This window comes from Sulfuricella sp., assembly GCF_035531155.1.
Classification (GTDB): domain Bacteria; phylum Pseudomonadota; class Gammaproteobacteria; order Burkholderiales; family Sulfuricellaceae; genus Sulfuricella.
Genome location: NZ_DATKTK010000069.1, coordinates 36565 through 61842, shown reverse-complemented (window position 1 = coordinate 61842; position 25278 = coordinate 36565). Strand labels below are relative to the sequence as shown.

Annotated in this window: 23 protein-coding genes and 1 riboswitch; of the genes, 17 read left to right on the top strand and 6 right to left on the bottom strand. The window is 58.1% G+C overall.

Annotated features, from left to right (window positions below; all coding sequences use genetic code 11):
• Positions 1-7: 7 nt before the first annotated feature.
• Complete coding sequence (gene thiE / locus VMV64_RS16145) at positions 8-652, bottom strand: thiamine phosphate synthase (protein ID WP_325332189.1); 645 nt, start codon at positions 650-652, stop codon at positions 8-10.
• Entirely contained in the window at positions 636-1475 is an 840-nt protein-coding gene (locus VMV64_RS16140; protein WP_325332187.1) for a hydroxymethylpyrimidine/phosphomethylpyrimidine kinase, read from the bottom strand. The genes thiE and VMV64_RS16140 overlap by 17 nt, the downstream gene beginning before the upstream one ends.
• A 294-nt stretch (positions 1476-1769) precedes the next feature.
• Between VMV64_RS16140 and VMV64_RS16135 the strand changes: the two genes are divergently transcribed.
• The 5 genes from VMV64_RS16135 to VMV64_RS16115 all read left to right on the top strand — a co-directional run bounded on the left by VMV64_RS16135 (position 1770) and on the right by VMV64_RS16115 (position 11177).
• Complete coding sequence (locus VMV64_RS16135) at positions 1770-2135, top strand: response regulator (RefSeq protein ID WP_325332562.1); 366 nt, start codon at positions 1770-1772, stop codon at positions 2133-2135.
• Positions 2136-2146: 11 nt separating this feature from the next.
• On the top strand, positions 2147-2512 hold the full coding sequence (locus tag VMV64_RS16130) for a response regulator (protein WP_325332185.1): 366 nt from the start codon (positions 2147-2149) through the stop codon (positions 2510-2512).
• Positions 2513-2721: 209 nt separating this feature from the next.
• The gene (locus VMV64_RS16125; RefSeq protein WP_325332183.1) at positions 2722-3240 is read left to right on the top strand and encodes a chemotaxis protein CheW; all 519 of its coding nucleotides are present in this window, start codon (positions 2722-2724) and stop codon (positions 3238-3240) included.
• 70 nt (positions 3241-3310) lie between these two features.
• Entirely contained in the window at positions 3311-5464 is a 2154-nt protein-coding gene (locus VMV64_RS16120) for a methyl-accepting chemotaxis protein (protein ID WP_325332181.1), read from the top strand.
• 13 nt (positions 5465-5477) lie between these two features.
• Positions 5478-11177 carry an Hpt domain-containing protein gene (locus VMV64_RS16115; protein WP_325332179.1) on the top strand — a complete coding sequence of 1900 codons (5700 nt, stop codon included), beginning with the start codon at positions 5478-5480 and terminating at the stop codon, positions 11175-11177.
• A 226-nt stretch (positions 11178-11403) separates the two neighbouring features.
• Here VMV64_RS16115 and VMV64_RS16110 read toward each other — a convergent pair whose 3' ends face one another.
• Together VMV64_RS16110 and thiC are read right to left on the bottom strand one after the other, a co-directional pair.
• Positions 11404-12231 carry an undecaprenyl-diphosphate phosphatase gene (locus VMV64_RS16110; RefSeq protein ID WP_325332177.1) on the bottom strand — a complete coding sequence of 276 codons (828 nt, stop codon included), beginning with the start codon at positions 12229-12231 and terminating at the stop codon, positions 11404-11406.
• 3 nt (positions 12232-12234) lie between these two features.
• Positions 12235-14106, bottom strand: a complete 1872-nt coding sequence (thiC, locus tag VMV64_RS16105) for a phosphomethylpyrimidine synthase ThiC (RefSeq protein ID WP_325332175.1) — start codon at positions 14104-14106, stop codon at positions 12235-12237.
• A 30-nt stretch (positions 14107-14136) separates the two neighbouring features.
• Positions 14137-14240, bottom strand: a riboswitch (TPP riboswitch).
• Positions 14241-14302: 62 nt separating this feature from the next.
• On the opposite strand from thiC, the gene VMV64_RS16100 reads away from it, so the two are divergent.
• Entirely contained in the window at positions 14303-14968 is a 666-nt protein-coding gene (locus VMV64_RS16100; RefSeq protein ID WP_325332173.1) for a protein-L-isoaspartate O-methyltransferase, read from the top strand.
• Between the two features lie 85 nt (positions 14969-15053).
• On the top strand, positions 15054-16388 hold the full coding sequence (locus VMV64_RS16095) for a TolC family outer membrane protein (protein ID WP_325332171.1): 1335 nt from the start codon (positions 15054-15056) through the stop codon (positions 16386-16388).
• Between the two features lie 324 nt (positions 16389-16712).
• Here VMV64_RS16095 and waaA read toward each other — a convergent pair whose 3' ends face one another.
• Together waaA and waaC are read right to left on the bottom strand one after the other, a co-directional pair.
• Positions 16713-17969 carry a lipid IV(A) 3-deoxy-D-manno-octulosonic acid transferase gene (waaA, locus tag VMV64_RS16090; protein WP_325332169.1) on the bottom strand — a complete coding sequence of 419 codons (1257 nt, stop codon included), beginning with the start codon at positions 17967-17969 and terminating at the stop codon, positions 16713-16715.
• Positions 17966-18925 (bottom strand): lipopolysaccharide heptosyltransferase I, encoded by a 960-nt coding sequence (gene waaC / locus VMV64_RS16085; RefSeq protein ID WP_325332167.1) that lies wholly within the window; start codon positions 18923-18925, stop codon positions 17966-17968. Before waaC ends, waaA begins: the two co-directional genes overlap by 4 nt.
• A gap of 216 nt (positions 18926-19141) precedes the next feature.
• Here waaC and VMV64_RS16080 point away from each other — a divergent pair, with 216 nt between their 5' ends.
• The 10 genes from VMV64_RS16080 (at position 19142) to VMV64_RS16035 (ending at position 25278) form a co-directional block, all read left to right on the top strand.
• Positions 19142-19903 (top strand): glycosyltransferase family 2 protein, encoded by a 762-nt coding sequence (locus tag VMV64_RS16080; protein ID WP_325332165.1) that lies wholly within the window; start codon positions 19142-19144, stop codon positions 19901-19903.
• On the top strand, positions 19900-20916 hold the full coding sequence (locus VMV64_RS16075; RefSeq protein ID WP_325332163.1) for an NAD-dependent epimerase: 1017 nt from the start codon (positions 19900-19902) through the stop codon (positions 20914-20916). Before VMV64_RS16080 ends, VMV64_RS16075 begins: the two co-directional genes overlap by 4 nt.
• Complete coding sequence (rfbB, locus tag VMV64_RS16070) at positions 20913-21968, top strand: dTDP-glucose 4,6-dehydratase (protein ID WP_325332161.1); 1056 nt, start codon at positions 20913-20915, stop codon at positions 21966-21968. The genes VMV64_RS16075 and rfbB overlap by 4 nt, the downstream gene beginning before the upstream one ends.
• On the top strand, positions 21961-22353 hold the full coding sequence (locus tag VMV64_RS16065; RefSeq protein WP_325332159.1) for a four helix bundle protein: 393 nt from the start codon (positions 21961-21963) through the stop codon (positions 22351-22353). The genes rfbB and VMV64_RS16065 overlap by 8 nt, the downstream gene beginning before the upstream one ends.
• A complete protein-coding gene (rfbA, locus tag VMV64_RS16060) occupies positions 22350-23264 on the top strand; it encodes a glucose-1-phosphate thymidylyltransferase RfbA (protein WP_325332157.1) in 915 nt (304 codons plus the stop codon). The genes VMV64_RS16065 and rfbA overlap by 4 nt, the downstream gene beginning before the upstream one ends.
• Positions 23264-23806 carry a dTDP-4-dehydrorhamnose 3,5-epimerase gene (rfbC, locus tag VMV64_RS16055; RefSeq protein ID WP_325332155.1) on the top strand — a complete coding sequence of 181 codons (543 nt, stop codon included), beginning with the start codon at positions 23264-23266 and terminating at the stop codon, positions 23804-23806. Before rfbA ends, rfbC begins: the two co-directional genes overlap by 1 nt.
• A 194-nt stretch (positions 23807-24000) precedes the next feature.
• On the top strand, positions 24001-24318 hold the full coding sequence (locus tag VMV64_RS16050) for a nucleotidyltransferase domain-containing protein (RefSeq protein WP_325332153.1): 318 nt from the start codon (positions 24001-24003) through the stop codon (positions 24316-24318).
• On the top strand, positions 24311-24697 hold the full coding sequence (locus tag VMV64_RS16045; protein WP_325332151.1) for an HI0074 family nucleotidyltransferase substrate-binding subunit: 387 nt from the start codon (positions 24311-24313) through the stop codon (positions 24695-24697). The genes VMV64_RS16050 and VMV64_RS16045 overlap by 8 nt, the downstream gene beginning before the upstream one ends.
• Before the next feature lie 144 nt (positions 24698-24841).
• Positions 24842-25159 (top strand): nucleotidyltransferase domain-containing protein, encoded by a 318-nt coding sequence (locus tag VMV64_RS16040; RefSeq protein WP_325332149.1) that lies wholly within the window; start codon positions 24842-24844, stop codon positions 25157-25159.
• Complete coding sequence (locus VMV64_RS16035; protein WP_325332147.1) at positions 25156-25278, top strand: hypothetical protein; 123 nt, start codon at positions 25156-25158, stop codon at positions 25276-25278. The genes VMV64_RS16040 and VMV64_RS16035 overlap by 4 nt, the downstream gene beginning before the upstream one ends.

Below are 25278 nucleotides of genomic sequence, written 5' to 3'. Positions count from 1 at the left end.
CATTACCTTAGTGCAATGTATGGGGGATTGATTTTTCGAATAACACGGCAAAGCGGCTGGCGGTTGCCCCGATATCGTCGCTGTCGAATAGCGCGGAGATTACCGCCACGGCGTCGGCGCCGGCTTCGATCAGGGAGGTGACGTTATCCGCGCTGATGCCGCCGATGGCGACGACAGGGATGTTCAGGCTGCGCTTCGCTTCGTGCAACAGAGTTAACGATGCGGCAGCCGCGCCGGGTTTGGTCGGCGACGGGAAGAAACTGCCGAAGGCGACATAATTCGCGCCATGGGCTTCGGCATCGAGTGCCCGTTGCAAGTCGTTATAGCAAGACACGCCGATGATTTTATCCGGGCCGAGGATCAGCCGGGCTTCACGCACGCCGCCGTCGTCCTTGCCCAGATGCACTCCGTCCGCACCGGTCAGGTCGGTGAGGCGAATGTCGTCATTGATGATCAGCGGCACATGGAACTGCCTGCACAGCGCCAGCAATTCGCTGGCCTGCTCGTGGTGCAATGCGACATCGCCCCCCTTGCTGCGGTATTGCACCAGGTGAGCACCGCCTGACAAGGCTTGCCTGACCTGGCGCACCAGACTTTCGGTGTCGGCGCATTCCGGGGTGATGGCATAAAGGCCGCTAACCGCGGGCGGCATCTTCTTCCTCGCGTGCCCAGAAAAGACGGTCGGGAATGTGTTGCCCCATGCCCGGGCGGAAACCGGCTTTCAAGGCTTGCCAGGTGAATTCCTGTGCTTCCTTCACCGCTTCCGGAATATCCAGGCCGTGGGCGATCGAGGCGGCGATCGCCGAAGCCAGGGTGCAACCCGAACCGTGGTAGCTGCCTGGCAGGCGCGGCCAGCTGTCGCTGCGCAACACGCCGCTTTCGCCGTAGAGCGTGTTCACCACCTGGGGGGTATTTTCATGGGTGCCGGTGATCAGCACGAATTCGCAGCCCATCTCGATGATGCGCCGGGCGCATTCGGCGAGATCGGGTTCGGCGTCGCCCTCGTCGTCATCGAGCTGTGCGATACGCCTTGCTTCCAGGCTGTTGGGCGTGAGCAAGGTGGTCTGGGGGATGAGCATTTCCTGCAAGGCAGTGAGTATGTCGTCGCCAGCCAGCTCGTCTCCCCGGCCGGAGGCGATCACCGGATCCAGGATCAGCGGTATATCCGGGTAATCAGCGACCACCTCGGCGATGGCGGCAACATTTTCCACGCTACCGATCAGGCCAACCTTGAATACCCCCACCGGCATGTCTTCCAGTACGCAGCGCGCCTGGTCGGCAACCCATTCGGCATCCATGGCCATCACGTCCTCCACGCCCAGAGTGTCTTGCACCGTGATGGCGGTGACCACCGACAGGGGATGGCATCCCATGCTGGATAAGGTCAGGATGTCAGCCTGCAGGCCGGCGCCGCCACTCGGATCGGAAGCGGCAAAAGTCAGGACGATCGGGGGTGTTTCACGAGTGTTTGCCATGAGTACGGACGTTGTCATGCCGGAAAAAATCGGGTGGTGCCTACGAGGGTAGGGGTTGATCGAAAGACAGTATCTTAACCTAAATTGATGGGGAGATTCCCGGCATTTTGCCGAAGGAGTTATGACAAGGCGCTTTGCCTGAAAAGAATTTATTATACAATGGTCGAAAATAGTGTCTATCAAGATAGCCTCAAAGGCTGATACCATTCCGGGACAGGGTGGATTTGCCTGTAAAGAAAAGCCTGGAGGATACGAGTGAGCGGAGAAACACAAACCATTGCGGGCGCCAAGGTGATGGTGATTGATGACAGCAACACCATACGCCGCAGCGCCGAGATTTTTCTGGTGAAGGCCGGGTGTGAGGTTATCCTCGCAGAAGATGGGTTTGACGCTCTATCCAAGATTGCCGATCATCAACCCGATGTCATTTTCGTTGACATCATGATGCCGCGCCTGGATGGCTACCAGACTTGTGCGCTGATCAAGAAAAACCCAAAATTCAAAGCCACTCCCGTTATCATGCTATCCAGCAAAGATGGTTTGTTCGACCGCGCTCGCGGCAGGATGGTGGGATCCGATGAATATTTGACCAAACCTTTTACCAAGGAAAGTCTGCTTAAAACCGTGGGTCAGTACATGGCCCAACGCAGTGTCAGCTAGAGAGGGAGCAAATGGCTATCAATAAGATTATGGTCGTGGACGATTCACCTACCGAAAGATTTTTCCTTGGTGGCTTGCTGAGTAAACAGGGGTATCAGGTGGTTACCGCCGAAAGTGGCGAGGAGGCAATCACCAAAGCCAAGCAGGAAAAGCCCGACTTGATCATCATGGATGTGGTGATGCCGGGCCTGAATGGCTTCCAGGCGACACGGGCAATCTCCAAGGATGATGAAACCAAGGATATTCCTGTCATCATGTGTACCACCAAGGGGCAGGAAACCGATAAGGTATGGGGAATGCGGCAGGGCGCCAAGGATTACATCGTCAAACCGGTGAATCAGGACGAGCTGCTGAAAAAAATTACGGCGCTCGGTTGATCTCCATGTCTCCGTACGTTGCTTGGGAGCCTGTTGGATTTATGGGGATCGAAGCGAAAACTCGGCTGGGTGAGGACAGATTTTGCTGGTTTTGCAGGTCAATAGTCGTTCTATTGACCAAAAAAGCGGCGAAATATGGACCGCCCAGGCGGGTTTGCAGCCGATTCATCATGAGTCCGACAGGCTCCTACGGCTTACAAGGGTAGCAGATGGCAAGAAAAATCAGCCTGCGAGAATTTCAGGAGAGCGTGATGGCCAAGCTGCAGAGCTTGGCATCTAGCGATACGGCCAGCCCCTCCAAGCTGGGTGTCCAGATTGGCTCGCAATTCTGGCTGGTCAATCTTTCCGATATCAGCGAGGCGTTGCCTATTCCAAAGTTGACGTCCGTTCCCCTGGCGCAGGCATGGTTTTGCGGCGTGGCGAATTTTCGCGGCAATCTCTATGGCATCGTTGATTTTTCCCATTTTCTCGGTGGCGTGCCAACGCAATTCGGCGTGGATTGCCGCCTGCTTCTGGTTCATCAGAAATTTTCTGTCAATTGCGGAATCGTCGTCAGTCGCATGCTGGGATTGCGCAATCCCGAGAAAATGCAACGGGTGGAAATACAAGGGGAGGCTCCGCCCTGGGTTGCTGCCGAATACCATGATGAAACCGGACAGCGGTGGCAGGAACTGAACATGCAGGTGTTGACCAGGCACGCCCAGTTCTTGAACGTGGGCCTGTCATAAGGGTTGTTCGGCGGCGCTATGAATGATCATTCTGTGAGTGGCAAATAAAACTAGGGATGGAGATTTAAGCATGGGATTCAAGTTGCCAAGTTTCAATCTTTTCAAGGGAAAGCCCGGACAGGCTGCTCCGACCGGACCAACCACGAAGTCGGGGCTGAATACTGCCCTGGTGCTGAAAGGGCTCCAGAAGATGGCCGGTGATTCGGGGCAGCCACTGCCGCTTATCGGCGAAAAACCTTTGAAACAGCAGTTGAAGATACTGGGTGGCGCGTGGGCCATTGCTGTGCTTTTCTCCTTTTCTCCGCTGATCTGGTACGGCGCGAACCTGTATATCCTGAAACAGCATACGAGCATTTCGACAGAAATGCAGATGTTGTCACAACGGATAGCGAAGGGTGCACAGCAAGCGGCGCAGGGTAGCCCAATCGCTTTTGCCCAGTTGAAAGAAGCCGAGCATCAATTTTCCGCCCACATTAAAACCCTGTTGCAGGGCGGCGCCGGCGTACCCGCCTCGCCGGCCGTCGTTCAGCCGGCGCTGAAAGAGATCAATACGCTATGGAGCAAGATGCGCAAGGATGTCGGGCAGATTGCTTCCCAGGAAAAAAACCTGATCAACCTGAGCAATAACGTTGCCGGGGTTAACACCAGCAACACGGCCTTGCTCGAACTTACCGAGCTGCTGGCCGGCCAGCTGATTCAGTCAGGCGCGGGCGTGCGGGAGGTTTCCGCCGCCCGACAGTTGGGGATGCTGACCCAGCGGGTTGCGAAAAATGCCAACGTTCTGTTGCTGTCGGGAAGCGATGCCGATCTCGACGAACCCTTTCTGCAAGGCAGAAGCCTCGCCATCTTCCGCAATATCATGGCCGGCCTGGAAAACGGGAGCGGCGGCATGTTGCTGAGCCCGGTCAAAGACCCGGATGCGCGCGAAATGCTGGGTGATATCGACGCAACCTTCAAGGATTTCGCCAAGCATGTCGATCAGACACTGCAAAACGTCCAGGGACTGGCGGCGGCCAAGGAGGCCCAGCGCTTCCTGTTCAAGGACGGCGACAAGATGCTGGACTTCTCCAAAAAGCTGACTGAGAGTTACAACAGGAATGCCAGCAGTGGCTTGCTGGAAGCGTTGCTGACCGTCATTTTCGGTAGTCTTGCATTATCGTTCGCCGTGCTGTTCGCCAAGGTGTTGCTGGATGACGCCAAGCGGAAGGCGGCCATCAGCGAGCAGGAAAACAAACGGAACCAGGAGGCGATTCTGCGGCTGCTCAATGAAATGGGCGATCTGGCGGAAGGCGACCTGACAGTGAGGGCGCGAGTGACCGAGGATATCACCGGCGCTATTGCCGACTCGATCAACTACGCGATCGACGAGTTGCGCTCGCTGGTGGTGGGGGTAAACAAGGCAACAGAACAAGTGGCACGGGCTTCACAGGAGGCGCAGGGCACCTCCGAGCATCTGCTGCAGGCTTCGGAAAAGCAGTCGCGTGAAATTGAGGAAACCAGTACGGCGGTGTTGCAGATGGCAGACTCCATTAACGAGGTGTCGGCCAACGCCGCCGAGTCGGCGAAAGTGGCGCAGCAATCCCTGCAGGCTGCGGACAAGGGTGCCGTGGCGGTGCAGAACTCGATTGCCGGCATGAACGAGATTCGCGGCCAGATTCAGGAAACAGCGAAACGGATCAAGCGGCTGGGTGAAAGCTCCCAGGAGATTAGCGAGATCGTGGAACTGATTTCCGACATTACCGAACAAACCAACATTCTGGCGCTGAACGCGGCGATTCAGGCTGCTTCCGCCGGTGAGGCGGGACGCGGCTTCACGGTGGTGGCGGAAGAGGTGCAGCGGTTGGCGGAGCGTTCGGGCGAGGCAACCAAGCAGATCGGCGCGATCGTGAAGACCATTCAGACCGATACCCACGATGCGGTGGCAGCCATGGAGCAGAGTACCCAGGGTGTGGTGGAAGGCGCCAAGTTGTCGGATGCGGCGGGCCAGGCCCTGTCCGAGATCGAGCGGGTTACGCGCAGCCTGGCGGATCTGATCGACACCATTTCCAGGGCGACCCAGGCACAGGCGGAGGCCGTTGGCAAAGTGGCAACGAACATGCAGGATATTCAGGACATTACCAACCAGACCACGGACGGTACCAGGCAGACCGCCGCTTCCGTGGGTCAGTTGACCGAACTGGCTACCGAGCTGAAAGGCTCGGTGGCGGGCTTCAAACTTGCATAGGTAACCGAAGAGTATGGCCACCGAGTTGGACATCGGCCCACTGACCTGGGTCAAAGGCGAAATCGACCAGGCGCTGGACCAAGCCAGGCAGAACCTGGCGGGTTTCTTTGGCAACCCCGGCGATCTTTCCCCGCTACGCTATTGCCTGACCCACCTGCATCAGGTGAACGGGGCCATCATGATGGTCGGCCTGGATGGGGCCGCGCGAGTTAGCAGTGAAATCGAAAAACTGGTGGCCGCTCTGGAGAAGCAGGAGGTTGCTTCCTCCGCCGCCAATAGCGAAGTCGTTAACCAGGCCATTGCTGCGCTCTCCAAATATCTCTCCGGTCTGCTTGATGGCGAGCCGGATGTGCCGCTCAGGCTCTACCCCGTCTATAAAAGTTTGCGCCAGGCACGTAATGCCTCGGGTTTCGCCGAAAGCGACTTGTTTTTCCCGGATTTGTCCGCGCGCGCACCGAAGGACGCCAATGCGAAGCCAGTCAGCGAGGCCGAACTGCAAGTGCTGGCCAAGGCTGAGCGCGCGCGCTTTCAGAGGGGGTTGCTTAAATTTCTTCGCACGCCGGACGACCCGGCGGGGATGGAGGAGATGCGCGTGGCATTGCTGGCCATCGAGCGAGCTCAGAGCTTGCCGGCGCAACGCACCTTCTGGTGGTCCGCGGGGGCGCTGATAGAAGGTTTGCTCAACAAGGGGTTGAGTCCCGACGCCGAAGCCAAGCGGTTGCTGGGCAAGATTGATCAGCAGATTCGCAAGCTTGTCGAATCCTCGCCCAAGGTGGCGGAACACCTGCTGCGCGATTTGCTATACCGGGTGGCATGCAGCCAGCCGGTGAGCGAGCGGATCAAGCAGGTCAAGCATGTGTTCGATCTGGATAGCTGTTTGCCGCAGGCGGCCACTGCTGTCGAGGTCGACTCGGCTCGGCTCCAACCCCTGCTTCGGGAACTGAAGGAGTTGCTGGCGCCGGTCAAGGAGTTGTGGTTGAAATTCACCACGGGCCATAAAGAAAGCCTGAAGAATTTGCAGGAGCCCTTGAGCCGGCTGGTGGAAAAAAGCCGGGCGCTGGATAACCGCCCTTTGCATGGCCTGCTCGCGCAGACGCAAGCGCTCGCAGTAGTTCATCCGGAGCAGGATGGTGCCGGGGAAATGCTAGCGATAGAAGTGGCCACGGCTCTGCTGCTGGCGGAGAATGTGCTGGAAAACTTTGTCCAGTTCAACGATGAATTGGCAAAGCAGCTGGAAATTCAGACCCAGCGTATGTCGGCCGTTTTAAATGGCCGTCCGGAAGAAATTGATGCAGCGGGAATCCCCCACCTTGGCGACATCAGCCGCAAAGCCCAGAGAAAACTCCTGTTGGCTCAGGTAGCGCATGAAATTCAGGCCAATCTGCGGCGGATTGAGGAAGTGCTGGATGCGTTCTTCAGGGATACGACCAAGCGGGAGGGCATTCCCTCTCTCGAATCTGCCCTGAAGCAGATTTCCGGTGCCCTGACCATCCTCGACCTTGGAAAGGCGGACAAGCTGCTTGGCATCTGCCATTCCAGTATCCAGCGCTTTGCCGATCCGGCTTACGAGCCGAGCCCAGAGGAGCTGGAGGGGGTGGCTGAAGGCTTGAGCAGCCTGGGTTTCTACATCGAAGAAGTCCAGCATGGTCGCGCGGATGCGGAAAATATTATTAGCCGGACCCTGTCTCGTCTGACGGGCGAGCCGGAGGAAAAAACGGCTGTTCCGCAAGAAGAGGTCGAGGAAACACTTGCGGAAGAAAGCATCGAAGCCAGTCTGGATTCACAAAAACATCTGGCGCAGGAAAACTTCCAGGAGTGGCAGGCTAACCCCGAAGATTTGGCGGCGCGTCAGAAGTTGGAAAAATCGCTGTCCGGTCTGGCTCAGGACGCCGAACTGGTGGCCGATTCGGAGCTGAAGGAACAAGCCACAACCGCGAGGCGTCTGCTCGATGAAGAGCCGGAAGCGCCCGCTGCCGGACTGGCGGGCGCGGTTGCCGCCTTGGCCGAGACCAAGGTGCCCGTGGCGCCCTCGCAAGAAACCGAACGATTGCTGAAGGCCTCCGCGGAAGCGATCGACGCCGAATTGCTCGAGACTTACCTGGAAGAGGCGGCCGAGGTATTGGCCACCGTCAGCGAGAATCTGCAGGCCAGCCATGAGCAGCCTGGCGATCGCGAGGCGCTAACCACGATCCGGCGCGGCTTTCACACCCTTAAAGGCAGTGGACGCATGGTCGGCCTGACAGATCTGGGGGAGGTCGCATGGGTGGTCGAGCAGGTGATAAACAAATGGCTGCAGGATGAGAGGGCCGCCACTCCCGCCCTGCTGAATTTTATCGAGCAGGCGTGCGCAGCGTTCGAGCAATGGGTGGGGCAACTGCAAAGCAAAGGCGCGGTGGCTGTCGAGGCCGATGCCCTGATCGCTGCGGCGGAGCAGTTAAGGAGCGGTGAGGAAATGGCCGAGGTTGCGCCGCAGGCCAGTGCAACCCCCGCTCCCATCGAGGAGGAACTCGCGCCCGCGGAGGAGTCTGCTGAGGAAATCGAAGAAATCAGCCTGCCCAGCTTCGAAGTCATTGAGGAGGTGGCTGCTGAAATCGGTGCGCCTGGCATGGAAGAGCCGCTCGCCTTCGAGCTACCGCTTGAAGAGGCGGTGGCGGATGGCGTCGAGCCGGTCGAGGAAATCGGTTTGCCGGTTATGGATTTTGATTTCATCGAAGAGGTAGCGACCGAAATGGTTGCGCCTGCCGAGGAACAGCTAGCGGCTGAGGTGCTGCCTGCTGAAGAGACCCTGCTGGAAGCCACGGAGCCGGATGAAGAAATCAGCCAGCCGACCTTCGAGGCCATAGCGCCGGCGGCTGGAGTTGAAATCGAGGCGCCTGCCATTGATGAGCTTACTTCTGTGGCCCCTGGGCTGGGTGCGGAAGAGATAGCGCCAGAACCGTTGCCGGAAACCGAGATTGTGATTGGCGATGTCACCCTGTCGAGCGCGCTTTTCGATATTTTCATGAGCGAAGCCAAGCAGCGGGTTGCGGTGCTGCAGGAAGAACTGGCGCGTCTGGAAGATCAGCCGGATCTGCCAATCAGGGAAGACTTCATGCGCGCTGCCCATACCCTGTGCGGCATTTCCCGCACGGTGGGACTCCCGGCGCCGGCCGAGCTCAGTTTTGAACTGGAGGAATGGCTCAAGGAAATGCTGGAGCACCCGCAGCCGGCTAACGGTAAGCAGGTCAAAGTGACCGGTGACGCAGTTATCGCGCTGAACAAGATGGTGCGGGCGATCGAAGAACAAAAAATGCCGAAACCGGCAAAGCAGGTGGCGCGCTCGCTGCAGGCGTTGGTCAAAAAAGCGCGTGCGGACGGCGAAAAGGCTGCATCATCGGCGCTGGCGGAGCGCGCAGTAGCTGAAGTGGTGAGGCCGACAGCCTCATTCCCCGAGGTGGAGAGGCGAGCCGAAGCGGTTCGGACAGCGGCGTTTGAGGTGCCGATGCCGACATCTCGCGATGACATCGATTTGGATATCCTGCCCCTGTTTCTGGAGGAAGCGCAGGACCTGTATCCGCTGGTGGGCACTCAGGTACGTGCCTGGCTGGCTAAACCTGCGGACCAGCAGGCGCCGCAGGATCTGCAGAGATCGCTGCATACCTTCAAGGGCAGCGCCCGTATGGCCGGTGCGTTGCAGCTGGGCGACCTGGTACACAACATGGAAACCCGGGTGGTTGATTCAACGGAGGCAGGGGCTCCGGCTGCCTCCTTGTTCGATGAGCTGTTCGCCTATTTTGACAAAATCGGCGACATGCTGGATCGCCTTCAGGCCGGTCCAGAGGCTCCAATTGCCAAGGAAGTCGCAGCGGGTCAACCGGATATCCAGCCGCCGGCATCGGCGGCAAAACCCGGCGCGCAACATTTGCGAGTGCGTGCCGATGTTCTGGACCGGCTGGTCAACGAGGCGGGTGAGATCAGTATCGCGCGCTCCCGTGTCGAAGGCGAGATGCAGGGCTTCAAGCAGTCGCTGCTGGAGTTGACGGAAAACGTCATCCGCCTGCGCAACCAGGTGCGCGAGATTGAAATCCAGGCAGAAAGCCGGATGCAATCCCAGGCAAATCAGACCGGCGGCGTCGCCGAGGCATTCGATCCGCTTGAGTTCGACCGATTTACCCGTTTTCAGGAGTTGACCCGCTTCCTGGCCGAGAGCGTCAACGACGTCGCCACGGTGCAGCAGAGCCTGCTGAAAAGTTTGGGCGAAGCCGATGCGGCGCTGCTGCAGCAGGCACGGCAGAACCGTGAATTGCAGCAGGAGCTGATGCACATCCGCATGGTGCCGCTGTCCAGCATTGCCGATCGGCTCCATCGCATCGTGCGGCAAACCGCCCGGGAACTGGACAAAAAGGCGAGCCTGGAGATCAAGGGCGGCGAGGTGGAGCTGGACCGAAGCGTGCTGGAAAAAATGACGGCACCGTTCGAACATCTGCTGCGCAATTCCCTGGCTCACGGCGTGGAAAGCGCGGCAGACAGGATTCGGGCCGGCAAGCCGGAAACCGGGGCTATTCGCATCGAGGCGCGCCAGGAAGGCAACGAAATCGTGTTGGCCTTGGGGGATGACGGGGCCGGATTCAATCTGAAAGCGATTCGTCGACGTGCAGTCCAAATGGGCCGGCTCCCGGCAGACAGCGATATTTCTCCCGCGCGTCTGGTCGACATGGTCTTCGAGCCCGGATTTTCAACGGCTCAGGAGGTGACCCAGGTTGCCGGGCGAGGTGTGGGTCTGGATGCGGTGCGCAGCGAGATCACCGGTCTCGGCGGACGTGTCGAGGCTGCTCCAGGAGAGCATGGCGGGGTAATCTTTAACATCTATTTACCGCTTACCCTTGCCGTAGCACAGGCCGTGTTGGTGCGTACCGGCGAAAAAATTTATGCCCTGCCATCAGCGATGGTGGAGCAGGTAAAGGAGTTCAAATCAGCCGGGCTGGAGGAGATTCGGCAGAAAGGCGAGATCGAGTGGCAGAATAACCGCTATCCGCTATTCTATCTGCCGCGGCTCCTGGGCGACCTGGAGCAAGTGCCGGAGACGCACCGCTACGCCATGACGCTGCTGCTCAGGAGCGGCAACCAGCGTGTCGCGGTGCAAGTGGATGAGATTCTGGGCAACCAGGAAATCGTGATCAAGAATATCGGGCCGCAGCTTGCCCGTGTACCCGGTATTGCCGGGGCGACGGTGCTGGGCAATGGCCAGGTCGCGCTGATTATCAACCCCGCTCCGCTGGTGCAGCGCATCGCCATGCAGGTTCCCGCCGCCAGCGCAGCGGCGCCCACGGTGCCGAGAGTGGAAACCGTCGCACCGACCATCATGGTGGTCGACGATTCCCTGACGGTGCGCAAGATCACAGCCCGCCTGCTGGCGAAGGAAGGTTACCAGGTGGTGACTGCCAGGGATGGTGTGGACGCCCTGCAGCACCTGCAGGAGATTGTGCCGGACGTCATGCTGGTGGATATCGAAATGCCGCGCATGGACGGCTTCGAATTGACCAAGAACGTGCGCAGCGACCCGCAAACCGCGCATATTCCCATCATCATCATCACCTCGCGCACTGCGGAAAAGCACCGCAACTACGCGATGGAGCTGGGCGTCAACGCCTACCTGGGCAAACCTTTCCAGGAAGATGAGTTGCTCGGCCACATCGCCGGTTTCCTCAAGGCTGGTTTTATCAAGAAGCCGTAGAAGCGCATATTCCCAATCATGTAGCCGGATGGAGCAGGGCGGAATCCGGGATTTCCCCGATTCCGCTGCGCTCCGTCGAGGCTACGAATAATTCGTTTGAATTCTGCCTGGAATTATCCGAATTCTATTTCAGAATGCCAATAATTATGTAGGGTGCGTCCCACGCACCACAATCATTGGTGCGTGGGACGCACCCTACGATTCCACTATTGATTTAGATATGGAATTAGCTGACTGACCAGCTGACCGCTCCGGTGTAGGCGGTTAGAAGCACGATGATGCCGAAGCCGATGCGGTACCAGGCGAAGGCGGAAAAGTCGTGGCGGCTGATGTAGCGCAGCAATCCCCGCACCGCGAAAAAAGCGCTGACAAACGACGCCACGCCGCCCACCGCAAACATCCCCAGGTCATCTGCATTAAGCAGGTGGCGGTATTTGACCAACTCGTAAGCCGTGGCCGCGAACAGGGTGGGAATGGCCAGGAAGAAGGAAAACTCCGTGGCCGCCTGACGTGACAGCCCGAAAAACAATCCCCCAATGATGGTTGCACCGGAGCGCGAGGTGCCGGGAATCAGCGCCAGCGACTGCGCCAGTCCGACCTTCAGCGCATCGCGCCAGCCCATGTTATCCACCCGCTCAACGCGGATGACATGCTTGCGCCGTTCCGCCCACAAAATCAGCAGCCCCCCGACGATGAATGCCAGCGCTACCGGCACCGGCTTGAACAGGTATTGTTTGATATTGCTGGCGAACAGCAGGCCGAGCACTGCTGCGGGCATAAAGGCGACAGCCAGGTTGAGTACGAAGCGCTGCGCATCCTCCTTGCCCGCCCGCAGGCCCGAGACGACGTTACCCAGCCGGGCGCGGAATTCCCAGCACACCGCAAGTATCGCCGCGAACTGGATGACGATTTCGAACATCTTGCCCTTGTCGTCGTTGAAATCGAGCAGGTCGCCCACCAGGATCAGGTGGCCGGTGCTGGAAACCGGCAGAAACTCGGTGAGGCCCTCGACGATGCCGAGGGTCAGGGCTTTGAGCAGAAGCGGCAAATCCATTTATCAGGCTTTCTGGTAGAGTTTGGCGCCGGTTTTCACGAATTCTACCGCCTTTTCCTGCATGCCTTTTTCCAGGGCCTCGTTTTCGGATACGCCTTGAGCGGCCGCATAGTCGCGTACGTCCTGGGATATTTTCATCGAGCAGAACTGTGGGCCGCACATCGAGCAGAAGTGCGCGACCTTGGCCGAGTCCTTGGGCAGGGTCTCATCGTGAAATTCGCGCGCCTTCTCAGGGTCAAGGCCGAGGTTGAACTGGTCTTCCCAGCGGAACTCGAAGCGCGCCTTGGACAGGGCATTGTCACGAATTTGTGCGCCGGGGTGGCCCTTGGCCAAGTCGGCGGCGTGAGCGGCGATCTTGTAGGTGATGATGCCGACGCGCACGTCCTCCTTATCCGGCAGGCCGAGGTGTTCCTTGGGCGTGACGTAGCACAGCATGGCGCAGCCGTACCAGCCAATCATGGCAGCGCCGATGCCGGAGGTGATGTGGTCGTAGCCGGGGGCGATGTCGGTGACCAGCGGGCCCAGAGTATAAAATGGCGCTTCGTCGCAGTGTTTCAGCTGCTGGTCCATGTTTTCCTTGATCATATGCATCGGCACGTGGCCGGGACCTTCGATCATGGTTTGCACATCGTGCTTCCAGGCGATATGGGTCAGTTCGCCGAGGGTCCTGAGTTCAGCGAACTGGGCTTCGTCGTTGGCATCATACAAAGAACCTGGACGGAGGCCATCGCCGAGGCTGAAGCTGACGTCGTAGGCCTTCATGATCTCGCAGATATCCTCGAAATGGGTGTAGAGGAAGTTTTCCTTGTGGTGCGCCAGACACCATTTGGCGAGGATGGAGCCGCCGCGCGAGACGATGCCGGTCATGCGCTTGGCCGTCATCGGCACGTAGGCGAGCAGCACACCGGCGTGGATGGTGAAGTAGTCCACGCCTTGCTCGGCCTGCTCGATCAGGGTGTCGCGGAAGAGTTCCCAGGTCAGTTCCTCGGCCTTGCCGTCGACCTTTTCCAGCGCCTGGTAGATCGGCACCGTGCCGATGGGTACCGGGCTGTTGCGGATGATCCATTCGCGCGTTTCGTGGATGTTCTTGCCGGTGGAAAGGTCCATCACCGTGTCTGCACCCCAGCGGATGCCCCACACCATTTTTTCCACTTCGTCGTGGATCGACGAGGCCAGCGCCGAGTTGCCGATGTTGGCGTTGATCTTGGTGAGGAAGTTGCGGCCGAGAATCACCGGCTCGAGTTCGGGGTGGTTGATGTTGGCCGGGATGATGGCGCGGCCGCGGGCGATTTCGTCGCGCACGAATTCCGGTGTGATGATCTTGGGGATAGAGGCGCCGAAGCTTTCGCCGGGGTGCTGACGGGTGATCAGGTCGGAAAGGTTGTCGCGGCGCTGGTTCTCGCGAATGGCGACAAATTCCATTTCCGGGGTAATGATGCCCTTGCGGGCGTAGTGCATCTGGCTGACATTCATGCCGGCTTTGGCGCGGCGCGGAGTGCGGTGCAGGTTGAAGCGCATTTCCGCCAAGGCAGGATCATCCAGGCGTTTCTGTCCATAAGTTGAAGTCAACCCGGGCAGGTTTTCAGTGTCGCCCCGTGCTTCGAACCAGGGTGCACGGATGGCAGGCAACCCTTGGCGGATGTCGATTCTGACTGCCGGATCGGTGTAGGGGCCGGAGGTGTCGTAAACATAAACCGGCGGGTTTTTTTCCGCGCCCATGCTGGCCGGCGTGTCGGACAGGCTGATTTCGCGCATCGGCACGCGGATGTCGGGGCGAGACCCTTGCACGTACACCTTGCGGGAATTGGCGAAGGGTTGAACCGCAGCCTCGTCAACGCGGGCGGTCTGGCTCAGGAATGTGGGATTGGCGTTCATGATGTTACTCCTTGGAAAATCGCGAGGAGCATTGTGGTGGCAATGCTTTCCTACGACGGTATTACCCGTATCAGGTTCAGAGGGTATCTCTCACCGGCTTCAGGTTGATGAAGCGCGGACCCCTAGCAAAGTGTGTGAAACTAATGGAAATGTGGAATAATTGCAAGTATTAGCATAACCTTAATTTCAGAGGGGAATGGTCATGGACATGGAGCAGGCCCGTTTTAATATGGTGGAGCAGCAGATTCGCCCTTGGGATGTGCTGGATCAGGATGTGCTGGACTTGCTGCGCCAGGTTCGGCGCGAGGATTTTGTTCCCGAACAATACCGCGAGCTGGCTTTTTCCGATATGGAAATTCCCTTGGGCCACGGTGAAGCGATGCTGTCGCCCAAGTTTGAGGCAAGGATGCTGCAGGAAGTCGGGGTGAAAGCCACGGACCAAGTGCTGGAAGTGGGCACCGGTAGCGGCTACATGACCGCCTTGCTGGCGCGCATGGCACACAAGGGTTACGTGCGCAGCGTGGAAATTATCCCTGAATTCTCGTCGCGAGCCGCGGCTATACTGAGGGAGCATGGCATCAAAAATGTTACCCTGGAGGTAGGGGATGCTGCCCGCGGATGGAAACAGGGCGGGCTCTATGACGTGATTGTGCTGACCGGCTCGGTTCCGGTGTTGCCGGAGGCGTTTCAGGCGGATCTGAAAGTTGGCGGCAGGTTGTTTGCCGTGGTTGGTGAGTCGCCGGTGATGGAGGCCCAACTGATCACCTGCGTTGCCGAAGGCGTGTATCGCACGACCAATTTGTTTGAAACCAGTGTTCCGCCCCTTAAGAATGCGATGCAGCCCCAGCGCTTCGTATTTTAATAAAGGTTTTTTCGCCGTCATGCTGTTGACCGATCGGTCGGTCAGTGTGTGTTGGCCGCTGTCGTCGTTGTACTGAGGAATAGAAATGAAGTCTCGCGTGACACCCAGCTTGCCGGGCATCAGGATGAAATCCTTGCCTCTCGCGCTTCTTGTGCTGCTCTCCAGCCCTGCCTTTGCCGCCAACCTGATGGAGGTGTATCGCGAGGCGCAGCAGCAGGATGCGGCATACGCCTCGGCGCGTGCCGCTTTAGAAGCAGGCCAGGAAAAGCTCCCTCAGGGCCTGGCATTGCTGCTCCCCACAGCGAGCCTGAACGCGGATACCACCGGCAACCGGGTGGACCGCGGCGGCACCACCACCGACTTCAATTCCCACAGCTACAGCCTTTCCCTCAGCCAGCCTATCTACCGCAAGCAGAATTTCGCCCAGTATGAGCAATCCAAAAGCCAGGTTGTTCAGGCCGAAGCGCAGTTTGCCATTGCCCGGCAGGACCTGATCACCCGTGTTGCTCAGGCCTATTTCGACGTTCTGCTTGCCCAGGACAATGTTGCCCTGGCCGGCGCCCAGAAGACCGCCATCGGCGAGCAACTGGAAATGGCCAAGCGCAACTTCGAGGTTGGCACCGTCACCATTACCGACACTCACGAGGCGCAGGCGCGATACGACCTCACGACGGCCCAGGAAATTGCCGCGCAGAACGATCTCGAAATCAAGAATCGCGCTTTGCAACTGGTCCTCGGCAAGATTCCAGGGCATCTCAATGCGCTGAATGACCAGCTTCCCCTTGTCCTGCCCGAACCCAACGACATGACCAAATGGGTCGAGCAGGCCGAACAGCAAAGTCCGCAGATCGCTATCCAGCGCGCCGCACTCGAAATTGCCAACCAGGAAGTTGAAAGAAATCGTGCCGGCCACTATCCCACCCTTGACCTGGTGGCGTCCTATCGGGACAGCACCAACGCCAGCCTGAGTTTTGGAGTCGGCGGCGAGATCAAGAGCTCGGCGATCGGCCTCCAGCTCAACCTGCCGATCTACCAGGGGGGAGCGGTGAACTCGCGGGTGAGGGAGGCATTGGCCAACCAGGAAAAATCCCGCCAGGATCTGGAGCTGGGCAATCGACAGGCCGCATTGCAGACCCGTCAGGCTTTTCTTGGCGTGACCAGCGGCTTGGCCCAGGTCAAGGCACTGGAGCAGGCGCTGGTGTCGAGCCAGAGCTCGCTCGATTCCACCCGGCTGGGACAGGAAGTGGGGGTGCGCACCAACGTGGACGTGCTCAATGCCCAGCAGCAGCTCTTTTCTGCCAAGCGCGATTTGTCCCAGGCACGCTACAACTACATCCTCAGCCAGATCAAGCTCAAATCCGCCGTGGGAACCCTGCGTGACGAGGATGTCGAACAGGTCAACCGCTGGCTGGGACAGTAAAGTCCTGAGTTCTGAGGTGTAGGGCGGAAAAGCGTAGCGCCTTCCGCCGTATGAAACATTCCCCGGATTGCGTCGCTTATCCAGGCTACGCACTAAAAACGGCGATTAACCACGAATGACACGAATGTTCACGAATAAACTCGAATTTAGAGACAATCATCGTGTTGCCTAGAGGCACCTACTTTTGGCACCAAACAGGTGAATTAGTTTGTCAAGGCTAACCAACTGATTATTCGAGAGCATTCGTGCTTAATTCGTGTAAATTCGTGGTAAAAGCTTTTTCTAGGATGAAACATTCCCCGGATTGCGCTTCGCTTATCCAGGCTACGCACTCAGCACTTCATCTATCAACGCCATCAGCCGTTCCGTCGCTCCGCGATGCCTGTCGGAAAAAGCCAGCGCTGCAACTGACATGGTTTTGATTTTCTCCGGCGCCTTCAGCAAATCCCCAACCGTTAGCACCAATTCTTCGGCATTAGCCACGCGTAACGCAGCGCCAGCCTGAACGGCAAGTTCGGAAACTTCCGCAAAGTTGAAAGTGTGTGGGCCGATCAATACTGGCTTGCCCATCGCCGCTGCCTCGATCAGATTCTGGCCGCCGAGCGACAGCAGGCTGCCGCCGATGAAAGCGATATCGCAGGCGGCGTAATAGGCGAACATCTCCCCCATGCTGTCGCCCAGCACCACTTGGGTTTCCGGTGCGACGGGCAGGTTGTCAGAGCGGCGCTGAAAACGGACGTCGCGCTGCGCCAGCAGTTCCGCCACCAGGTCGAAGCGCTGCGGATGGCGCGGCACGATGATGATGAGCAGGTTGGGGATGTCGATTTTGGCCAGTGCTTCCATAATCAGCACTTCCTCGCCCTCCCGCGTGCTGGCGGCAAGAAACACCGGGCGTGTAGCCCCGAACCGTTCCCGCAGGTTTTTTCCCAGGTCGATTGCGCTCTGCGGTATGGCCACATCGAACTTGAGGTTGCCGGTAATTTTCACCGAAGGTGCGCCCAATTCGACCAATCGGCGTGCATCCGCCTCGGTCTGGGCGGCAATCGCCGACAGTGCTTGCAGGCTGTCGCGGCTGAGAGTCTTGAACCGGCCATATTTGCGTGCCGATATTTCCGACATCCGTGCGTTGACCAGCAATAGCGGCACCCTGGCTTTCGTGCAGGTCTGCACCAGATTGAACCAGATTTCGGTTTCCATCAGCAGTCCGATTTCGGGCTTGAAGTGGCGGAGAAAGCGTTTTGCCGCAAACGGAAAATCATAGGGCAGGTAGCATTGCAGCACCTGATCGCCGAACAACTGTCTGCCGGTTTCCCGGCCAGTGGGTGTCATGTGGGTGAGCAGGATACGGTGCGCCGGGTAGCGCACTTGCAATTGGGCAACCAGCGGCACTGCAGCGCGGGTTTCTCCCACCGATACAGCGTGCAGCCAGATCAGCGGGGCGGCTGGCTTGCCGCGATAAAAACCAAAACGCTCACCGATATGGCGCAGGTATTCGGGCTGGCGCCGGGATCGCCACAGCAGGTGGAACAGGATGTAGGGCAGGAGCAGGCAGAGCAGCAGGGTATAAAGACGGCGCATCATAATGCGGCAATTCCATTCAGGGCGTCGATCACGCTTGCCGCGTCGGGCGGCATACCCGACCTACCCAGATTGATGGCCTGGCCGCTGGTGTAGAGTCCGGTAAGTCCGGGGTCGGAGGCACAGTAAATGGCGATGGTCGGTACATTCAATGCCGCCGCCAGATGGACCAGACCGGTGTCCACCCCGACTGCCGCGATGGAGTGTGAAAGCAGCGTTGCAGCTTGCCCTAGGGTGAGCGCAGGAGGGGCGACGCTAAGGGGGATTTCTCCCGCCAGTCGCTGGCTGCGTTGCTGTTCGGCCGCACTTCCCCAAGGCAATACGCAGGCAATTCCCTTGCCGGCAAGGTAAGCGCCCAGTGCTATCCAGTCGGCTTCGGGCCAGAGCTTGTCGTCGCGGCTGGTGGCGTGCAGCAGTACGACGAAGGGCGTTGTGGGCAACCAGGGCAGGGCCAGGGACGGCGCCGCGATGCCATAGTTCACCGGCTCATCGGGGGAATAGCCGAAGGCGCTGCCGGCCAGCAGGCGATTGCGCACCACCGCGTGCTGGTTTTTTTCGACCCGCAGCGTTTTGTCATAGAACAGCGCGGCCAGCGGTTCGCGGGCGCTTTGCCGGTCGAAGCCGCAGCGGGCGCCTTGGGCAAGTCGGGTAATGATCGCGCTTTTGATCAGCCCCTGAGTGTCGAGCACTACGTCATAAACCTTGCTGCGCAGGTGGGTGACGAAAGTCGAGATTTCGGCGTGCACGGTGCGGCTGAACAGGTTCTTGCGCCAGCGTCGCACGGCGACGGGAATGATTTCCCCCACGCCCGGGTGCAGGGCAGGAATGCCGGCGAAGGATTCTTCTACCACCCAGTCGATTTCGGCTTCCGGGAAATGGGTACGAATGTCGCTGACGACCGGCAGGTTGTGGATGACATCCCCCATCGAGGAGGTTTTGACGAGCAATATCTTCGGCATCGGTGCATTTTAGCCTAGAATAATGGCTTTATCCTAGACGGCAATTGCTTAACCGCAGAGGCGCAGAGGCGCAGAGGAATAAATGAGTCACAACAATTTTCTGTCTCTCCAAATGGGTGAGGTCGTACAATATCATCACTCATTGTTTTTCCTCGGCGTCTCCGCGTCTCTGCGGTTCAACTGAGTTCTTTAGGTTTATTTCGGCAGATAATGCGGATGCAGCAGAAAACCCCCTTGTCGGTGGTCATCATTGCCCTGAATGCGGCAAGCCAGATCGAGGCTTGCCTGAAAAGTGCCGTTTTCGCCGATGAAATCGTGGTGGTGGATTCCGGCAGCCGGGACGATACACGGGAAATCGCGTTAAAATACAATGCTCGGGTGCTGCATCAGGACTGGCTCGGGTTTGGCCGGCAAAAACAATTCGCGGTCGAACAGGCAAGCCATGACTGGGTGCTGTGTCTGGATGCGGACGAGCGGGTCAGCGACCCGCTACGCGCGAGCATCGTGAAGGCGCTGCAGGCGCCGCGCTTTCAGGCTTATCGGATGCCGCGCTGCAATCGCTTCATGGGCCGCTGGCTCAGGCATGGCGAGGGCTATCCCGACTGGAGCCTGCGCCTGTTTGATCGACGCGTTGCCAACTGGAGCGAGGACGAGGTGCACGAAAAAGTGCTTACCGCTTCAACGGTGGGCAGCTTGCAGGGCGATTTGTTGCATGAGTCGCAGGAAAGTCTCGCCGCCTACCTGGAAAAACAGAATCGCTATACCAGTCTGCAAGCGGAAGAGCTTGGCCGGCGAGGAAAACAGGCTTCGTTCGGACGCTTGGTGGCCAGCCCGCTGCTCAGGTTCGTGAAGTTCTATTTCCTCCGGCTCGGCTTTCTCGACGGCATACCAGGGTTGGTGCATATCTCGATAGGATGTTTCAACAGTTTCGTGAAATACGCGAAACTGCATGAATTGAACAAAAAGGGAAAATTTTGAAAGTTTTAATTACCGGCGTGGCCGGCTTTATCGGCATGCATGTTGCCCAGCGTTTGCTGGCACAGGGTTTCGAAGTGGTCGGTATCGACAACCTCAACGATTACTACGATGTCCAGTTGAAGGAAGATCGCCTGAAGCAGCTCATGCCGCTCCCGGGCTTCCGCTTCGTCAGGCTGGACATGGCAGAGCGCACTGCAATGGAAGCGCTTTTCTCCACGGAGAAATTTCAGCGCGTCGTCAACCTCGCTGCACAGCCCGGCGTGCGCTATTCGATAAAGAATCCCCATGCCTATGTCAACACCAACATCGTGGGTTTCTTGAACGTGCTCGAAGGCTGCCGCCATAACGGTGTGGAGCACTTGGTCTATGCCAGCAGCTCCAGCGTCTATGGCGCCAATACGCATATGCCGTTTAGCGTGCACGACAACGTCGATCACCCGGTCAGCCTCTACGCCGCCACCAAAAAATCCAACGAACTGATGGCCCACACCTACAGCCACCTGTACCGCCTGCCGACCACCGGGCTGCGGTTTTTCACCGTCTACGGGCCGTGGGGCAGGCCGGACATGTCGCCTTCCCTGTTCGCCAGCGCGATTCTCGAAGATCGGCCGATCGACGTATTCAACCAGGGCAAAATGCAGCGCGATTTCACCTATATCGACGACATCGTCGAAGGGGTGGTGCGGGTGCTGGATAAAGTTGCGGAACCCAATCCGTCGTTCGACCGGGAAGCGCCCGATGCCGCCAGCAGCGACGCGCCTTTCCGGATCTACAATATCGGCAACCACGAGCCGGTGGAGTTGATGACATTCATCGAAACCATCGAAAGCGCCGTCGGCAAGAAGGCCGTCAAGAACATGCTGCCGATGCAGGATGGCGATGTGGTCGCCACTTATGCGGATATCGAGGAACTGAGCCAGGCAGTAGGCTTTGCACCGCATACGCCGTTGAGTGTGGGGGTGGCGAAGTTTGCTGCCTGGTTCAAGGATTATTACGGGGCGCGTTCAAAATGATACTGGTCACAGGCGGCGCGGGCTTTATCGGCTCGAATTTCATTCTGGACTGGATTGCATCTACCGGTGAAGCCGTCGTCAACCTGGATAAACTGACCTATGCCGGCAACCTGGAAAACCTCGCCAGCCTGAAAGACGACCCTCGTCACGTCTTTGCCCAGGGCGATATCAACGACGGGAAGCTGGTGGCCAAGCTGCTGAGCCAACACCAGCCTCGCGCCATCATCCATTTCGCTGCGGAAAGCCACGTCGACCGATCCATCCACGGCCCTGGCGAATTCATCCAGACCAACATCAACGGCACCTTCAGCCTGCTGGAAGAAGTGCGGGCTTACTGGCAGGGGCTGCAAGGTGAAGAAAAAGCCGCATTCCGCTTCCTTCACGTTTCCACTGACGAGGTGTACGGCTCGCTCGGCCCAAACGATCCGCCGTTCACTGAAACCACGGCATATGCGCCGAATAGCCCCTACTCCGCCTCCAAGGCGGCGTCCGATCATCTGGTGCGGGCCTACCATCACACCTACGGGCTGCCGACGCTGACCACCAACTGCTCGAACAATTACGGCGCATTCCAGTTCCCCGAGAAGCTGATTCCCCTGATCATCCTCAATGCCCTGAACGGCAAACCGTTGCCGATTTACGGTGACGGACTGAACGTACGCGACTGGCTGTATGTCGGCGACCACTGCACTGCGATCCGTGCCGTGCTGAGCGGTGGTCGGTTGGGCGAAACCTATAACATCGGCGGCTGGAACGAGAAAACCAACCTCGACGTGGTGTACACCGTGTGCGCCATTCTCGACGAACTGAAGCCAAATCCCGGCATCACCCATTACTCATCCCTCATTACCTACGTAAAAGACCGCCCCGGCCACGACCGCCACTATGCCATCGATGCGCGCAAAATCGAGCGCGAGCTGGGCTGGAAGCCGATGGAAACCTTCGAGACCGGTATCCGCAAGACGGTGCGCTGGTATCTCGATCACCAGCCATGGATCGCGAATGTGGTGAGTGGAGAGTATCGGGGGTGGGTGGGGCGGCATTATGGCTAGTGGCGAGTTGCGAGTGGCAAACCCCAAGCCACATCAACGGTTGGAGATTTGGCGGCAAGCGATGCTGCTGGTGAAAGAAACCTACTCGGTCACTGCCGGTTTCCCGAAAGAAGAGATATTCGGGCTGGTAAGCCAAATGCGGCGCGCTGCGGTGTCTATTCCCTCAAACATTGCCGAGGGTGCTGCAAGAGAGGGAGACAAGGAATATCTGCATTTTCTAAGCATTGCCCGGGGCTCTTTGAGCGAACTCGATACGCAAGTACATATTGCAGCGATGCTGGGTTATCTGGCTGTCGATCATCAATTGAACGATCTGGTTGATCGGGTCGGAAGGCTGCTGAATGGATTAAGCAAGAAATTGAAAACGGATGTGACCAAACCATGACTGCCACTCGCCACTCGCCATTCGCCACTCGCCAAACAAAAGGAATCATCCTCGCCGGCGGCTCCGGCACGCGCCTGCATCCAGTGACCCTGGTGGTTTCCAAGCAGTTGCTGCCGGTTTACGACAAACCGATGATTTATTATCCCCTGTCCACGCTGATGCTGGCCGGGATACGCGACATCCTGATCATTTCCACACCCCAGGATACGCCGCGTTTCGAGCAATTGCTGGGTGACGGGTCGCGCTGGGGCCTCAACATCCGCTATGCGGTGCAGCCCGAGCCGGAGGGCATTGCCCAGGCGTTCATTATCGGCGCGGATTTCATCGGCAATGATCCGTGTGCCCTGGTGCTGGGCGACAATATCTTTTACGGCCACGAATTGGCGCAAGATTTGCGGGCCGCGGCGCAAAAGGACAGCGGGGCGACGGTATTCGCCTACCCGGTGCACGACCCCGAGCGCTATGGTGTGGTGGAATTCGATCAAGCCGGTCAGGCTCTTTCCATCGAGGAAAAGCCCCTCAAGCCGAAATCCCGCTATGCGGTGACCGGCCTGTATTTCTATGATAATCGAGTGGTGGAAATAGCGCGGTCGCTCAAGCCCTCCGTCCGAGGCGAACTGGAGATTACCGACGTCAACAGGCTATACCTGAGCCAAGGGCGGCTGGAAGTGGCGGTCATGGGCCGCGGCATGGCCTGGCTCGATACCGGTACGCACGAATCCCTCCTGGAGGCATCCCAGTTCATCGAGACAATTGAAAAGCGCCAAGGCCTCAAGATCGCCTGCCCGGAAGAGATCGCTTACCGCATGGGCTATATTTCAGCGGAACAACTGGAAGCACTGGCTATACCATTGAGCAAAAATGGCTATGGGCGGTATTTGCAGGGGTTGCTGCATGAAAGACTATTCTGATGAAGGTTATTCGGAGCACCATTCCCGACGTATTGATCCTCGAACCCAAAGTGTATGGCGACGAGCGCGGCTTTTTTTTCGAGAGCTACAATGAAAAAGTACTGGCGGAGGTGGCGGGGGTTACCGCGCATTTCGTCCAGGACAACCATTCCCGCTCGGCAAAAAACGTGCTGCGCGGCCTGCATTACCAGATCAAACAGCCTCAGGGCAAGCTGGTGCGAGTGATTGCGGGTGAGGTGTTCGACGTTGCGGTGGATATCCGCAAGAATTCGCCCACCTTCGGGAAATGGGCGGGGTTCAACCTGTCGGCGGATAACAAGCGCATGGCCTGGGTCCCGCCCGGATTTGCGCACGGCTTTCTGGTATTGTCCGACTACGCCGAATTCTTGTATAAAACCACTGATTACTGGGCGCCCGAGCATGAGCGCTGCATTGCCTGGAATGATCCGGACTTGGGTATACAGTGGCCTTTGTCGGGAGAGGTGCAACTCTCGGGTAAAGATCGCCGGGGAGAGGCTTTTTCTGCTGCGGAAGTTTTTTGATAATATTGAACCCGAATTGTCCATTAGGCCGTTCGTGGTGAGCTTGTCGAACCACATGCACTGTAAACAAGCCCTTCGACAAGGCTCTCCTGAGCGCAGTCGAAGGGCTCAGGGTGAACGGATTCTGGCAAACATTGCGATATCAGACCTAATGAACAATCTGGGTTGAAAAAATCCTACAGGGGAATGGTGCCATGTTGCATGCAGATAAAGAACGCGAACTGGAAATCAAGGCAATGCTAAGACGGCAATTACAAAAAGCCGGGCCATTATTGCATGGCCATAAAGTATTTCTCTTTGGCTCCCGCGCCATGGGGGATGCCGGCCCCCGTTCAGACTTCGACGTAGGTGTGTTTGGGGGGGAACCCTTGCCCCTGCGCGATTACTTCGCGATCGAAGATATGCTCGACGCGTTGCCTACGCTCTACAAGATCGATTGGGTGGACTTCAATCGTGTCAGCCCGGAATTTAGAGAACGCGCCATGAAGCAGATTGAGTTTCTATATGAATAAGATGTGGATTCTGGCGGATTTTGAGAATGCGCTGATCCAGTTGCGTTCAGCATTGTCCCAACCCGCGAACAGCGATCTGCTAAGAGCTGGATGCATCCAGTATTTCGAGTTTACCTTCGAACTTGCCTGGAAGGCGGTCAAAGCCGCATCTCGGGATGCTGGCCTGCCGGAATGCCTGTCTCCCAAGGCTTGTCTGAAGCAGGCCTTTGCAAACGGCTGGATCGATAGCGAAGAGGTTTGGCTTGAAATGCTGGAGGCCCGCAACAGGATGTCCCATACTTACAAGGCCAAGGATGCCTTGACTGTTTACGACTCCCTGCCAAGTTTTATCCCGGCGCTGATGGGACTATGCTCGGCACTGAAAACGGCGAGCACCTGACGGAAGGGTGACGTGAAAATCCTTCTAACTGGCCAGAATGGCCAAGTCGGGGAGGGGGCAACGTTCGGCGAAAGATCGCCAAGGGGTGGCTTTATTCTGCGGCGGAAGTTTTTGATAAGATGACAGCAAATTGAAAGCAAAGATATGAGATTGCAGCCAAAAGAACTGGATGCCATCGTGCAAGCCGCCCGCGATGCTTTCGCCCCCGGAACGGCGGTGTTTCTCTTCGGCTCGCGGTTGCAGGACGCGGCGCGCGGCGGTGACATCGATCTCCTGGTTGAAACGCCGGAGGCCATGTCGCCAGCGGAGCTAGTGCAGCGCCGCACCCGTTTCGTATCCCGTATTTATCGAGCACTTGATGAGCAGCGCATCGACGTCGTGATTGCCACACGGGGCCAGCAAGACTCGCGGGCGGTGGTGGCTATGGCGAAACGTGATGGCTTGAAGGTGGCACAAGTATGAGTGCGACGGACAAGATCAAGGCGGCGATCTGGGAGGCGGATCGCCACGTGGAAACGCTCGCTGAAGCGCTTGCCGAGTGGGATCGTTCGCCAGCCACTACATGGGCATCGCTGGATTGA